Genomic DNA, 12,943 nt, shown 5'->3' with positions numbered 1-12,943 from the left:
CGCTGGATCTGGACGCCGCGGCCCGGCGCGCATGGCGCGCTCCACCTTCGCCCGGTATCAGCACACATCCGCGCATAAAGGTCATCATCGACCCGCATCACAAGATCACGCAATGTGAGCGCGCCACAACGTTTCGAAGGGCGTCCGCGAGCGCCAGGGCGGTCAGGTGACGGGAACGATTTCGGCCGACAGCAGGTGGCCGTGGTGGATGTGGAGGAGGCCCAGGGTGCCGTGGGGCTGGCGGCGGCGGTCGGTCGGGGAGCCGGGGTTGAAGATGCGCAGGCCGTCCTGGGTGTGGTCGAGCGGGATGTGGGAGTGGCCGAAGATCACCAGGTCCGCGGAGGGGAAGCGGTGGCGCAGGCGGGACCATCGGGCGGTGGCGGGGCCGCTGTCGTGGATCATCGCGACGCGTAGTCCCGCGAGGTCCAGTTCGAGCGTCTCCGGGGCCTCGACGTCGGGACCGTCGTTGTTGCCCTTGACCGCGTGGACCGGCGCGTACGCGGCAAGCTCGTCGAGCACCCACCCCGTGCAGACGTCGCCGGCGTGCAGGATGACGTCGGCACCGCGCAGGTGATCCGCCACCCTCGGCGGGCATGCCTTCCACCGTCGCGGAGCATGGGTGTCCGACAGGACCACTACCTTCACCGCACCCCCGTACCCCGCCCGGAACCACGTCCATGGTCCCAGATCGCCCCGGCGGCCAAGGCTCTCCGGAGGCCGCAGGACAAGTGTTGACAAATGAAATGAACGATTATTTGATTCCTGAGTGGGGCGAATCGCGGGCGTCACCGCCGCCGAGACCCGTGAGCGGCTGCTGGACGCGGCGGCGGGGGTGTTCGCCGAGCGCGGGTACGACGGCACGCGGGTGGCCGACATCGCGGCGGCCGCCGGGGTGAGCAACGGGGCGCTCTACGCGCACTTCGCGTCGAAGGGCGAGCTGCTGGTGGCCGCGCTCCGCGCGCACGGGCCACGGCTGCTGGCCGACCTGCTGGCCGCCGACCCGGACCGGCCGATCGCCGATCTGCTCGTCATGGCCGGCCGCCGGTTGTCCCACCACCGCGCGTTCGGCGGCCACCTCATCGTCGAGGCCCTGGTGGCGGCACGCCGCGACCAGGACGTCGCCCGGGCGATGAGCGCCTACTCCGGTGAGCGCGGCGGCTGGCTCGCCGGCCTCTTCCGCGCCGCCCAGGCCGGTGGCGAGCTCGACCCCGGGCTGTCGCCGGACGCGCTCGCCCACTTCTGCCTCCTGCTGACGATGGGCAGCGCGCTGCTCCCGCCGGGGACGCACGAGGTGGACGACGAGGAATGGACCGCGCTGCTCACCCGCGTGGTGAGCGCGCTGGCTCCCGACGACACCACAGCACGGAGGGGAGTGCCCGAATGAAAGTGAAGATCGACCCCGAGCGGTGCCAGGGCCACGGCCGATGTTACGACCTCGCCCCCGGCCTGTTCCACGACGACGAGGAGGGTTACGGGCAGGTGACCGGCGACGGCGTCGTGCCGCCGGGCGAGGAGCACACCGCCCGGCTGGCCGTGTCCAACTGTCCCGAACGGGCGATCGACATCCTCTAGGAGGCCTGGCATGACGAGCGACAGCCGTTTCGACCAGCAGGAGTTCAACGACAGGCTCCGGACGCGGACGGTCGGCGTCCGGAACGAGGTGATCGCCGGCCCGGTCTCGGACTGGACGACCGACTTCTCCCACGCCGAGCCGGAGTGGGCGGCCGATCCCTATCCGATCCAGGACGACCTGCGGCAGCGCTGCCCGATCGCGCACACCGAACGGTTCGGCGGCGCCTGGCTGCCGACCCGCTACGAGGACATCGCGGCCATCGCCTACGACACCGACCGCTTCTCCTCGCGCGCGATCGTCGTGAGCAACGTCCGGCCGCCGCTCGAACTGGCGCCGGTGGGCGGCGTGCCGCCGATCTCCTCCGACCCGCCGTTCCACCACGACGCGCGCAAGCTGCTGCTGCCGGCGTTCACCAAGTCCGCGGTCGCCCATCTGGAGCCGGAGACGCGGGAGTTCTGCCACTCCCTCATCGACGGCCTGGCCGGGCAGGACGTCGTCGACGCCGCCCACGACTACGCCCAGCACATCCCGACGCGGGTCATCGCCCGCATGCTCGGCTTCCCGCCCGAGGACGGGCCGCACTTCCGCGAGTTCGTCGAGAGCGCGCTGGAGGGGGTCAACCTGCCGCCCGAGGAGCGGATCCCCCGGATGGAGAAGCTGTTCGGCTACCTGCTGGCCCAGATCCGCGACCACGTCGACAACCCGCGTGACGACCTGACGACCTACCTCATCAACGCGGAGCTCTACGGCAGCAAGCTGGAGCCCGGCCACGTGGCGGGCACGATGTCCCTGCTGCTCATCGCCGGCATCGACACCACCTGGAGCGCCATCGGCGCCTCGCTGTGGCATCTCGCCAGGACACCGGCGGACCGTGAGCGGCTGGTCGCCGACCCTTCCCTGCTGCCGGCCGCGATGGAGGAGTTCCTCCGGGCGTACGCGCCGGTCACGATGGCGCGGCTGGTCAAGGAGGACATGCGGTGGAACGGCGTCGACATGAAGGCCGACGACTGGGTCCTGCTGTCGTTCCCGGCGGCCAATCGCGACCCGGCCCAGTTCGACCAGGCCGGCGAGGTCGTCATCGACCGTGAGGTCAACCGGCACGCGGCGTTCGGCCTGGGCATCCACCGGTGCGTGGGCTCCCACCTGGCCCGCATGGAGCTGCGGGTCGCGCTGGAGGTCTGGCTGGAGCGGTTCCCGAACTTCAGCCTCGCCGACCCGGCGGCGGTGCGGTGGGCCACCGGCCAGGTCCGCGGCCCGCGCACGCTCCCGCTCCGCATCGACCGGCCGTGACGTAGGCGGCAGGGAGCCCGGCCTCGGCCGGGATCCCTGCCGGTCGCGCGGCGGGTCAGAGGGTCGCGGCCCCCTGACCCGCCGCGTGAGACGGCGAGGGTCAGGGGGTGGCCCGGGCGGTCAGCCACTGTTCGCGGGTGATCGCGTACTCGACCTCGCCGAGATGCGTGCCCGGCAGTGGTTCGTCCCATTCCATGTGGAACGTACGGATGTGCTGCATGCCGACCGCGACCATCGTCGCGCGGGAGGCGGTGTTGACCGCCATCGTCTCGGCGAAGACGCGGGTCAGCCCGAGATCCTCGAACCCGTGCCGGACGAGCTCACGGGCCCCCTCGCTGGCCAGTCCCTGCCGCCAGTGGCGGCGCAGGAGCCGGTACCCGAGTTCCGCCTGCCCCTCGGCCGGGCCCTGGTCGGGGCGTTCCGGCGGCTCCAGGATCCACCAGCCGACGAACCGCCCGTCGACGAGTCCGGCCCAGAAGCCGAGCCCCGGGACGCGCTCGGCGGCCGCGAGCCGCCGGCCGTGGAAGACCTCCACCTCCTCCCGGGTCCGGGGGCGTCCGTTGCCGAGGTACCGCATCACCTCGGGGTCGGAATCGAGTTCGACCTCGTCCTCGAGGTGCCCGTCGGACAGGGGCACGAGCCGGATGCGGGCGGTTCGCAGTGTCGCCTGAGTCATGGCAGGCATTCTCGCGCCCGGCCACCCGCCGATCACCTGGATTTCCACGCGGCTGCGCCCGCGCCCTCCGGGCCGGTCCGAAGGGCACGGCGGGAGGTCAGTTCTTGATGCCGGTGAGGGTCACCCCTTCGATGAAGTAGCGCTGCAGGAAGAAGAAGAGCGCGATGACCGGCGCGATCACGGCGGCCGAGGCGGCCATCAGGTAGCCCCACTGCGTGATGTAGATGCTCTGGAAGGACGCCAGGCCGAGCGACAGCGTGTACTTGCGCTCGTCGTTGAGGTAGAGGAGCGGCCCGAGGAAGTCGTTCCAGGTGCCGATGAACGTGAAGATGGTCACCACGACGATCGCCGGCTTGGACAGCGGCATGACGATGGTCCACAGGACCCGCCACGGCGAGGCGCCGTCGATGTAGGCGGCCTCGTCCAGTTCGAAGGGGATCGTCAGGAAGAACTGCCGCAGCAGGAACACGTTGAACACCCCGCCGCCGGCCCCGGCGAACCAGCTCGGCACGGTGAGCGGGATGTAGGTGTCGAGCGCGCCGAGTTCCTGCCACATGGCGAAGGTCGGGATGAGCGTCACGGCGTAGGGCAGCATCACCCCGCTCAGCAGGACCGCGAAGACGGCGTCGCGTCCCCGCCACCGCAGCCGGGAGAAGCTGAACGCGGCGACCGAGCAGGTCAGCACGGTGCCGAGCACGCTGATGACGGCGATGATCACCGTGTTGAGGAAGTAGAGCCCGAACGGCTGGGCGGTCAGCGCCTCGGTGAAGTTGGACCACTGGAACGGCGAGGGGATCCACTGCGGCGGCGCGACGAACATCTGGGCGTCCTGCATGAACGCGCTGCGCACCAGCCACACGAACGGCAGCAGGGTCGGCACGGCGCCGGCCACCAGCGCCAGGTAGACCAGTGCCTTTCCGTACCTTCTGGGACCGCGCCGGGTGGCCGGAGGGGCCGCCCGTCCCGTGCGCGGCTTCTCCGGTGCCGCCACCGAGGTCATCGGGCGCCCGCCATCTCGTAGTACACCCAGCGACGGGCGTTGCGGAACATCATGAACGTGAGCACCATGATGATCATGAAGAGCACCCAGGCCAGAGCGCTCGCGTACCCCATCTCGCTCTCGATGAACGCCTTGCGGAACAGGTAGTAGACGTAGAACAGGGTGGCCTGGTTGGGCCCGCCCTCGGTCATCACGTACGCCTGGTTGAAGACCTGGAAGGTGCCGACCACCCCGACGACGAGGTTGTAGAAGATGGTCGGCGTCATCATGGGCAGGGTCACGTGCCAGAAGCGCCGCAGGGGCCCCCCGCCGTCGATCGAGACCGCCTCGTACAGGTGCCGCGGCACCCCCTGCAGGCCGGCCAGGAAGATCACCATGGTGTTGCCGAACCCCCAGGTGCTCATGACGATGAGCGAGGGGACGGCGCTCGACTCGTCGTAGATCCACTGCCCGGCGGGCAGCCCGGCCTGGCGCAGCACGGAGTTGAGCAGGCCGAAGTCGGGGTTGAAGATCCAGATCCACAGGACCACGTTCGCGATCGCGGGAACGAGGGTCGGCAGGTAGAAGATGGTCCGCCAGACGGGCAGCCCGCGCACCTTCTGGTCCAGGAGCATCGCCACGCCGAAGGCGATGATCAGTCCGAGCGGGACGGCGCCGAGGGTGTAGTACGTCGTGGCGGTCAGCGACTTCCAGAACAGCCCGTCGCCGGCCAGCGCGGTGTAGTTGTCCAGGCCCACGAAGGACGGAGTGCCGCCGATCTGCCAGTCGGTGAGGCTGAAGAGGAACGACGCGATCATCGGCCCGGCGGTGAAGACGGCGAACCCGATGATCGCGGGCACCGCCATGAGCAGGCCCCAGCGCCGTTCCATGCGCCGCTGACCGGAAAGAGGGGGCATGTCACAGCCCCTGGGTGTGCTGCCAGCCCCGCAGCCTACTGGTGATCTTGGGGGTGACCTCCCTGAGGACCTCCGCGGCGGGCCGTTTGCCGCTCTCGATCTCCTGCAGCGCCGGGGTGAGCAGGTCGCTGGAGATCGTGGTCATGTCCTTGACGCGGTTGCCGAAGGCCGGCACGCCGTGCTCGCGCGCGTAGTCGACGACCGCGGTGCGGAACTCCGGCGGGTGGGAGTCGTTCCTGGTCCAGGAGTCGATGGCCGCCTGGTCCTCGTAGTACTTGCGCTCCTGCGGCATCCACAACCCCTTCGCGTACAGGTCGACGTATCGGGGGTCGATGTGGAAGGCGAACAGTTCGACCGCCTCCTCCACGTGCTTGGTGCCGGCGAACACGGCGGAGGCCCCGGCGACCTGCGTGGTGGTGTACGGCTCCGCGTACTTGGGCAGCACCCCGATGCCGTAGTCGGCCTTGCTCTCGTTCATGTCGAGCAGGCTCCAGTGCCCGTCGACCACCATCGCCACGCGCCTGGTCTTCAGCAGGATGCTCGTGCCGGGCACCTCGTCGCCGGTGGCCGCGAGCTGCCCGGGCCCGGGGGCGACCCGGTGCTCGTACACCAGGTCCTGGAGGTTCTGGAAGACCTCGATCGCCTCCGGGGTGTCGAGCAGGCACCTCCTGCCCGCCTCGTCGGCGAAGTCCCCGCCGTTGCCGCGCAGGAACCCGTACCAGGCGGGGGCGTAGGTCAGGCTGCAGGAGACGCCGAACCGCCTGATCCGCTTCGGGTCGAATCCGGGCTGGTCGGGGTGCCTGCCGCTCTGGTCCACCGTCAGCTTGTAGGCGTTCTGGACGAGCTGGTCCCAGGTCCAGGCGCTCGCCGCGTCGGCGGGCGGCGGCGCGATCCCCGCCTCCGCGACCGCCGGCCTGCTGTACCAGAGCAGTTCGATCTCGTTGGCGGTCGCCACACCGTGCAACCTGTCCTGCCCTGACCACAGGTAGGCGTCCGGGAGGTAGCCGGCGAGCTGCGGGTACTTCTTCAGGTAGGGGAAGAGGTTGAGCAGCTTCCCCTGCTCGGCGAGGCGGAACGACATCGCCATCGGCACGTAGCCGACGTCGGGCATCCGGTTCCCCGCCACCAGCGTGTTCAGCTTCACGTCGTACTCGTCGGGCGTGAACAGCGGGGTGACCCGCACGCCGGCCCGCTTCCGCTCGAAGGCCTGGAGCATCTTGGCGATGGCCTTCTGCTCGAACGTCGAGCCCCAGTACATGAACTGCAGCGGCACCTTTCCCGCCGTGTCCGCCCCGCCGCCACAGGCGGCGGTGGCACCAAGGGCGGCGAGGCCGCCCATCTTCAGCAGATCCCGTCGTTTCATGTGCTCGTTCCTTGCGCGAGAGGGATCCAGACCCGCATGACGCCACCGTCCCGGTTGTCCCACTGGAAATAGGGGATCGCCGTGGCGGTCACTTTCGTGCCGGTCGGGGGGACGGTGGAGGTGGAGTACGGCAGCCCGGACGGCGGCGGGGCGGGGAGGCGCAGGGCGTCCGCCTCGATCAGCACGGTCTCGCCGACGCCGGGCAGGTCGCGGCCGCCGAGGACGCGCAGCTCGGTGCCGGGGCCGAGGGCCAGGTCCTCGACGTCGGCGCCCCGCTGGTCGGCCTGCTCGAAGCAGTAGACCAGCGGGCCCCGTTCGACGGCCACACACCCGCGCAGCGCGTCGATCCTGCGGTGCGGGTGGACCAGCCGGGGGGACATGTCGAGGTCGAGGGTGAAGGTGTCGCCCGGCCGCCACGCCCGCCGGACGGCCGCGTAGCCGTCCGGGCCGGGTGCCGGGCCGGACGCCCGGCTCCATTCGGGGATCCGCAGCCTCAGCGTCCATTCGGTGCCCGGCGTCTCCTGGACGGTGAACACGACCCGGCCGTCCCACGGGTAGCCGGTCTCGACGGCCAGGGTGACCGCGCCGGCCCGGATCAGGCCGGGCACGTACTGGTGGACGGAGACGTCCTGGTCGCCGGTCGTGGCGACGTAGTGGCCGAGCGAGGAGACCAGGCGCATGATGTTCGGCGGGCAGCAGGCGCAGGCGAACCACTCGCGGCGCCTGCCCAGGTAGGCGTCCTCGCTGAGGTCGGCCCTGCGCTGCAACGGGTTGACGTAGAAGAACCGGTCGCCGCCCGCCGAGGTGGAAGCGGCGAAGGCGTTGTACAGGACGCGCTCGATCAGGTCGGCGTACCGGGACTGCCCGGTGGCCAGCAGCAGCCGCCAGTTCCAGTGGACGGCGGCGATGGCCGCGCAGCTCTCGTTGTACGCCCGGTCGGGCGGCAGCTCGTACCGTTCGCCGAACGCCTCGCCGTCGTGGCGCGAGCCGTTGCCGCCGGTGATGGAGGTCTTGGTGGCGACCATGTCCTCCCACCGGCGCACCGAGCACTCCAGCAGGGACTCGTCGCCGGTCTCCAGGTAGACGTCGACGATCCCGGCCTCCAGGTAGAGCTGCCGCACGGCGTGCCCGACGGGGGTGTCCGCCTCGCGCACGGGCAGGTGGTCCTGGGCGTACAGCGGGCCCATGCCGCTGTCGGCGATCATGCCCTTGCCCCGGTTGCCGACCAGCTTGGCGGCGAGCTCCAGGTAGGACCGCTCGCCGGTGAGGCGGTACAGCTCGACCAGCGCCGTCTCGACCTCCGCGTGCCCGTCGATGCCGTCGTCGCCGCCGGTCAGGAACACCGCCACGAGGTGGTCGGCGAACCGTCGCGCCACGGCGAGCAGTTCCGCGCCGCAGCCGGTCCGCGCGGCGGCCACGGCGGCCTGGAACAGGTGCCCCGCGCAGTACATCTCGTGGCTGTACTCCAGCTCGGCGAAGACCTTGTCCGGCTTGACCGTCTGGTAGTGCGAGTTCAGGTAGCCGTCCGCGCGCTGCGCCCTGGCCAGCAGGGCGGCCGACCCGGCGACGAACGCGGGGTAGGACGCGCCGGGTTCCCGCCCGTGCTCCCAGGCGATCGCCTCGATCAGCTTGTACAGGTCCGAGTCCTGGAAGCGGTATCCCCGGTAGGGCCCGGTCCCCTCCCCCGCGGCCCACCTCAGGTTGGCCAGCACGCTCGACCGTTCCATCCGGTCGAGGCCGAGCGGGAGGCCGGCCGCGCGGTTGATCCGCTGCCATCGCCCGAAGGGCCCGCCACCGATCTCGACGTCGCCGACGCCGAGCGGCCGTCTCGTGCCCGCCGAGGGGACGGCCGGGCCGCGGATCTGGTCACGGAAGTCAGGCATCGCACTCCCAGGAATTTGAGAATAGGTTTTCCTTGCGGACAGTAGGATGTGATACATCACCCGTCAAGAGCCCTGTTCTTCCGCGTGCGGGTCGCGACGCGGTGGCGGTAGTGTGCGGTGAGCGAGGAGGAAAACGGTTGCCCAACCCTGCCCAGAACGCCGGCCGCACGGTGACGATCCACGACGTCGCCGCCGCCGCCGGAGTGTCCATCGGCACCGCCTCCAAGGCGCTGAACGGCGTCGGCAGGATGCGGGAGGAGACCAGGGCCCGGGTGGCGGCGGCGGCCGAGCGGCTGGGGTTCCGCCCCAACACGCTGGCCCAGGCCCTGCTCGGCGGCCGCACCTACACGGTCGGCCTGATCACCTGCGACAGCTTCGGCCGTTTCAGCATCCCGGTGATGCTGGGCGCGGAGGACGCGCTGGGCGACGGGCAGATCTCGGTGTTCATGTGCGACACCCGCGACGACCCGATCAGGGAACGGCACCACGTCGAACGGCTGCTGGCCCGGCGGGTCGAGGGCATCATCGTCACCGGCAGGCGCACCGAGCCGCGCCCCGGCATCGGCCGCGACCTGCCCGTCCCCGTCGTGTACGCGATGACGCAGTCCCTCGACGAGTCCGACCTGTCGCTCGTCCCCGACGACGAGGGCGGCGGGGCCCTCGCCACCCGGCACCTGCTCACGACCGGCCGCACGCGCGTCGGCCACGTCACCGGGCCCGAGGGCTTCCAGGCCGCCCGCGCCAGGGCTGCCGGGATGGCCGCCGCGCTCGGCGAGGCGGGCCTGCGCCCGGCCGGGCCGGTCCTGCACGGTGAGTGGAGCGAGGAATGGGGGCGCCAGGGCGCGGACGTCCTGCTGCGCGCCGCCCCCGACGTGGACGCGATCTTCTGCGGCAGCGACCAGATCGCCCGTGGCGTCGCCGAGACCCTGCGCGACCGGGGGCGGCGCGTCCCCGACGACGTCGCGCTGGTCGGGTTCGACAACTGGGAGCCGATGGCGCTCGGCAGCCGGCCGGCGCTGACCACCGTCGACATGAACCTCGGCGAGGTCGGCCGGCTCGCGGCCCGCCACCTGCTCGACGGCATCGCCGGGCGACCGGTCGAGCACGGCGTGCGGACGGTTCCCGCACGCCTGGTCGTCCGCGAGTCCACCCGGCGCGGCACCTGAACCGGCGGCCCCGCCTCTCGGCGGCGGCCGGCCTCACCCTGCCCGTGTGCGGCGGCCCGCCTCACCCCGCCCGTGTGCGGCGGCCGGCCTTACCCTGCCTCTGCGCGGCGGCCGGCCTCACCCGGCCCCTGTCAGGGCGGGATCGTCAGAGCGGCACGCTCCAGGTGATCCTCGTGCCGCCGTCCGCCGGGCGTCCGGCCTGGAACGACCCGCCGAGCTGGGCGGCGCGTTCCTCGAGGTTGCGCAGGCCGCTCCTGCGGCCGTCCTCGGGCAGGCCGACGCCGTTGTCCCGCACGACCAAGATGACCCTGCCGTCCGACACCTCAGCGGAGACCTCGGCCTTGGAGGCCTTGGCGTGCCGGACGACGTTGGACAGGGCCTCGCGCAGGACGGCGAGAAGGTGCTCGGCCACGGGGGCGGGCACCGCGTTCTCGAGCTGGCCCTCCATGCGCAGGCCCGGCATGAAGCCGAGGTGGCCGCGAGCGCCTTCCAGCAGCTCCACGATGCGGGCGCGCAGGCTCGGCTCGTCGGCCCCGCGCGGCACCTGGAGGGCGAAGATGGTGGAGCGGATCTGGCGGATCGTCTCGTCCAGCTCGTCGATCGCGTGCTGGAGCCGCCCGGAGGCCTCCGGGCGGTCGACCAGCCGCACCGCGCTCATCAAGGTCATCGCTACCGCGAACAGCCGCTGGATGACGACGTCGTGCAGGTCCTTGGCGATCCGGTCGCGGTCCTCCAGCAGGCCGAGCCGCTCGGCGTCCTTCCGGGTCTCGGCGAGCTCCAGCGCGACGGCGGCCTGACCGGCGAAGGCGTGCAGCATGTGCAGGATCGACTGGGTGAAGGGCATCCGCCCGGGGTGCTTGCCCAGGGCCAGGATCCCGCGCACCGAACCGGCCGCGCCGAGCGGGACGGCCGCCGCCGGCCCGATCTCGACGTCGCCGCCGATCTCCGCGTCGCCGGCGTCCAGGTGGCTGACCATGCGGGGTTCGCCGCTCAGGTACGCGGCCCCCGACAGCGACCCGATCACCGCCACCTCGGTGCCCACCAGCTCGGGGGCGCCGTCGGCGATCACCACGCGCAGGGCCTCGCCGTCCTCGGTGGGGAACCGGATGAGGGCGACGTCCGCCCCGGTCATCTCCCTGACCCTCTTGGCCACCTGGGTGAGGACGGCGTCGACGCCGGCGCCCGACAGCAGGCTGGTGGTGACCTCGGAGGACGCCTGCAGCCAGATCTCCCTGCGCCGGGTCTCCTCGTACAGGCGGGCGTTCTCGATGGCGACCCCGGCGGCGGTGGCCAGCGCGGTGACGATGGCCTGGTCGTCCTCGTCGAACTCCGCGCCGCCGCGCTTCTCGGTGAGGTAGAGGTTGCCGAAGACCACGTCGCGCACGCGGATCGGCACACCGAGGAAGGACCCCATGGGCGGGTGGCCGGGTGGGAAGCCGTGGGACGCGGGGTGGTCGGAGATGCGGGCCAGCCGCAGCGACCGGGGTTCCTTGATCAGCAGGCCGAGCAGGCCGAGACCATGCGGCCAGTGCTCGATGCGGGCGATCTCCTCCTGGCTCAGCCCCACGGGGATGAACTCCAGCAGGGTGTTCTCCTCGCCGATCACGCCGAGCGCGCCGTAGCTGGCGTCCACCAGGTGGGTGGCCGTCTCCACGATGCGCCGCAGCGCGGTCTCCAGCTGGAGGTCGCTGCCGATGGCCACGACGGCCTCCAGCAGGGAGTGCACCCGGTCGCGGGTGGACAGGACGGCCTCGAGCCGCGAGTGGAGCTCCGCCAGCAACTCGTCCAGCCGCATGTTCGGGATCAGCGGATGCGGATCGTCGGAGCTCATGCGGCGATTCTGACATCTCCCCCGGACGGCGCGACAGGCCGCCTCACCGCCGGGCCGGGATCCCGGCGTCCCGGCTCCGCTCGCGGGACACGCGGAACGAGGGGCCCGCGCCGCTCGCGGGACACGCAGGGACGAAACTCCGCCGGTGCTCGGCTCGCCGGGGCACGCAGGGACGAGGGTCCCGGGTCGCAGGGGACTTCGGCCCTATGGGCGGCACGGGTCGGCGCGGGACCTTGGAGATATGACACCTACCTCGCCCGAGGAATGCGACGTACTGCTGCGTGACGGCGGCATCGCGCACGTCCGGCCGCTGCGCGACTCCGACCGGGCCGCGTTGCACGGCCTGGTCGACGCCTCCTCCGAGCGCTCCACCTACCTGCGGTTCGCGACCGGCGGCACCGCCACGGCGCACGCCTACATGGACCGCGTCACCGGACCCCGTTACCAGGGCCGGGCGCTGGTGGCGCTGATCCGCGGCCGCCTGGCCGGGATCGCGGAGTACATCGGGGACGACTCCACCGCGCGCGCCGAGCTGGGCATCCTGATCGACGACCGGGTCCACGGCCACGGCCTCGGAACCGTGCTGCTGGAGCACCTGGCGCTGGACGCGGCCGAGCACGGGGTCAAGGAGCTGGTGGCCGAGGTGCTGGCCGGGAACACGCCGGTGATCGGCCTGCTGAAGGACGCCGGCCTGGCGTTCCGGCGCACCTACGCGGACGGGTGGGTGCGGTTCGAGATCTCCACCGCGACCAGCGCCGAGCTGCTGACCATGATCGACGCGCGGGAGCACGAGGCGGAGCGCAACTCGCTGGCGAGGCTGTTCGCCCCGTCCTCGGTGGCGGTCGTCGGCGCGGGCCGTGACGCCGGCGGTGTCGGGCACCGGGTGCTGCGCAACCTGGTCGACGGCGGCTTCCCCGGCCCCCTCTTCCCGGTCAACCCCAAGGCCACCGAGGTGTGCGGCCTGCCGGCCCACCCCGCCATCGCGGCCGTCCCGGGCCCGGTGGATCTGGTCGTCGTGGCCACCCCGGCCGGCGCGGTGACCGGCGTGGCCCGCGAGTGCGCCGCCCGCGGCGTCGGCGGGCTGGTCGTGGTGAGCTCAGGGTTCGCCGAGGCGGGGAACGCCGGCCAGGAGGCCGAACTAGGAGCTGTTTATGGTTCGGATCATGTGGTTGAGGTGAGGAGTTTCAGCCACATGATCGAGCCCCGGAGGTGGAGTCCGGCCTCGTAGCTTTCGGGAGTTTTGTCGTAGCGGGTGGCCAAGCCGC

12 protein-coding genes are annotated in these 12,943 nt (G+C 71.6%); 5 read left to right on the top strand and 7 right to left on the bottom strand.

Translation table 11 applies throughout. The features are described from left to right. Positions 1-162: 162 nt before the first annotated feature. Positions 163-636, bottom strand: coding sequence for a metallophosphoesterase family protein (locus NYZ98_RS19550; protein WP_262844317.1), 474 nt, complete (start codon positions 634-636; stop codon positions 163-165). A gap of 130 nt (positions 637-766) precedes the next feature. Between NYZ98_RS19550 and NYZ98_RS41380 the strand changes: the two genes are divergently transcribed. The 3 genes from NYZ98_RS41380 to NYZ98_RS19535 are packed head-to-tail and all read left to right on the top strand — an operon-like array spanning position 767 to position 2,863. Beyond that, positions 767-1,384 carry a TetR family transcriptional regulator gene (locus NYZ98_RS41380; RefSeq protein WP_316249581.1) on the top strand — a complete coding sequence of 206 codons (618 nt, stop codon included), beginning with the start codon at positions 767-769 and terminating at the stop codon, positions 1,382-1,384. Continuing rightward, positions 1,381-1,572 (top strand): ferredoxin, encoded by a 192-nt coding sequence (locus tag NYZ98_RS19540; RefSeq protein WP_262844261.1) that lies wholly within the window; start codon positions 1,381-1,383, stop codon positions 1,570-1,572. The genes NYZ98_RS41380 and NYZ98_RS19540 overlap by 4 nt, the downstream gene beginning before the upstream one ends. 10 nt (positions 1,573-1,582) lie before the next feature. Beyond that, positions 1,583-2,863, top strand: coding sequence for a cytochrome P450 (locus NYZ98_RS19535; RefSeq protein WP_262844260.1), 1,281 nt, complete (start codon positions 1,583-1,585; stop codon positions 2,861-2,863). Between the two features lie 100 nt (positions 2,864-2,963). Here NYZ98_RS19535 and NYZ98_RS19530 read toward each other — a convergent pair whose 3' ends face one another. The 5 genes from NYZ98_RS19530 to NYZ98_RS19510 form a co-directional block, all read right to left on the bottom strand. After that, entirely contained in the window at positions 2,964-3,539 is a 576-nt protein-coding gene (locus tag NYZ98_RS19530) for a GNAT family N-acetyltransferase (protein WP_262844259.1), read from the bottom strand. A 97-nt stretch (positions 3,540-3,636) separates the two neighbouring features. Then, positions 3,637-4,539, bottom strand: coding sequence for a carbohydrate ABC transporter permease (locus NYZ98_RS19525; protein ID WP_262844258.1), 903 nt, complete (start codon positions 4,537-4,539; stop codon positions 3,637-3,639). Further along, the gene (locus NYZ98_RS19520) at positions 4,536-5,435 is read right to left on the bottom strand and encodes a carbohydrate ABC transporter permease (RefSeq protein WP_262844257.1); all 900 of its coding nucleotides are present in this window, start codon (positions 5,433-5,435) and stop codon (positions 4,536-4,538) included. Before NYZ98_RS19520 ends, NYZ98_RS19525 begins: the two co-directional genes overlap by 4 nt. A gap of 1 nt (position 5,436) precedes the next feature. Continuing rightward, a complete protein-coding gene (locus tag NYZ98_RS19515) occupies positions 5,437-6,798 on the bottom strand; it encodes an extracellular solute-binding protein (protein WP_262844256.1) in 1,362 nt (453 codons plus the stop codon). Beyond that, positions 6,795-8,681, bottom strand: a complete 1,887-nt coding sequence (locus NYZ98_RS19510) for a glycoside hydrolase family 127 protein (protein WP_262844255.1) — start codon at positions 8,679-8,681, stop codon at positions 6,795-6,797. The genes NYZ98_RS19515 and NYZ98_RS19510 overlap by 4 nt, the downstream gene beginning before the upstream one ends. A gap of 137 nt (positions 8,682-8,818) precedes the next feature. Between NYZ98_RS19510 and NYZ98_RS19505 the strand changes: the two genes are divergently transcribed. Continuing rightward, a complete protein-coding gene (locus tag NYZ98_RS19505) occupies positions 8,819-9,847 on the top strand; it encodes a LacI family DNA-binding transcriptional regulator (RefSeq protein WP_262844254.1) in 1,029 nt (342 codons plus the stop codon). A 145-nt stretch (positions 9,848-9,992) separates the two neighbouring features. Here NYZ98_RS19505 and NYZ98_RS19500 read toward each other — a convergent pair whose 3' ends face one another. Beyond that, positions 9,993-11,678: a sensor histidine kinase gene (locus tag NYZ98_RS19500; protein WP_262844253.1), complete on the bottom strand. Its 1,686-nt coding sequence runs from the start codon at positions 11,676-11,678 to the stop codon at positions 9,993-9,995. Between the two features lie 241 nt (positions 11,679-11,919). On the opposite strand from NYZ98_RS19500, the gene NYZ98_RS19495 reads away from it, so the two are divergent. Further along, the gene (locus NYZ98_RS19495; RefSeq protein WP_380708167.1) at positions 11,920-12,906 is read left to right on the top strand and encodes a GNAT family N-acetyltransferase; all 987 of its coding nucleotides are present in this window, start codon (positions 11,920-11,922) and stop codon (positions 12,904-12,906) included. Positions 12,907-12,943: the final 37 nt, after the last annotated feature.

It is taken from the genome of Sphaerisporangium corydalis (assembly GCF_025506355.1).
Lineage (GTDB): Bacteria > Actinomycetota > Actinomycetes > Streptosporangiales > Streptosporangiaceae > Sphaerisporangium > Sphaerisporangium corydalis.
This window is presented reverse-complemented; position numbering and strand designations above follow the sequence as displayed.

Excerpts from the sequence above, each read along its gene's own strand:
- NYZ98_RS19495 (WP_380708167.1), top strand. The coding sequence starts at position 11,920 with ATGACACCTACCTCGCCCGAGGAATGCGACGTACTGCTGCGTGACGGC.
- NYZ98_RS19500 (WP_262844253.1), bottom strand. The coding sequence starts at position 11,678 with ATGAGCTCCGACGATCCGCATCCGCTGATCCCGAACATGCGGCTGGAC.
- NYZ98_RS19535 (WP_262844260.1), top strand. The coding sequence starts at position 1,583 with ATGACGAGCGACAGCCGTTTCGACCAGCAGGAGTTCAACGACAGGCTC.
- NYZ98_RS19515 (WP_262844256.1), bottom strand. The coding sequence starts at position 6,798 with ATGAAACGACGGGATCTGCTGAAGATGGGCGGCCTCGCCGCCCTTGGT.
- NYZ98_RS19540 (WP_262844261.1), top strand. The coding sequence starts at position 1,381 with ATGAAAGTGAAGATCGACCCCGAGCGGTGCCAGGGCCACGGCCGATGT.
- NYZ98_RS19530 (WP_262844259.1), bottom strand. The coding sequence starts at position 3,539 with ATGACTCAGGCGACACTGCGAACCGCCCGCATCCGGCTCGTGCCCCTG.
- NYZ98_RS19525 (WP_262844258.1), bottom strand. The coding sequence starts at position 4,539 with ATGACCTCGGTGGCGGCACCGGAGAAGCCGCGCACGGGACGGGCGGCC.
- NYZ98_RS19510 (WP_262844255.1), bottom strand. The coding sequence starts at position 8,681 with ATGCCTGACTTCCGTGACCAGATCCGCGGCCCGGCCGTCCCCTCGGCG.
- NYZ98_RS19520 (WP_262844257.1), bottom strand. The coding sequence starts at position 5,435 with ATGCCCCCTCTTTCCGGTCAGCGGCGCATGGAACGGCGCTGGGGCCTG.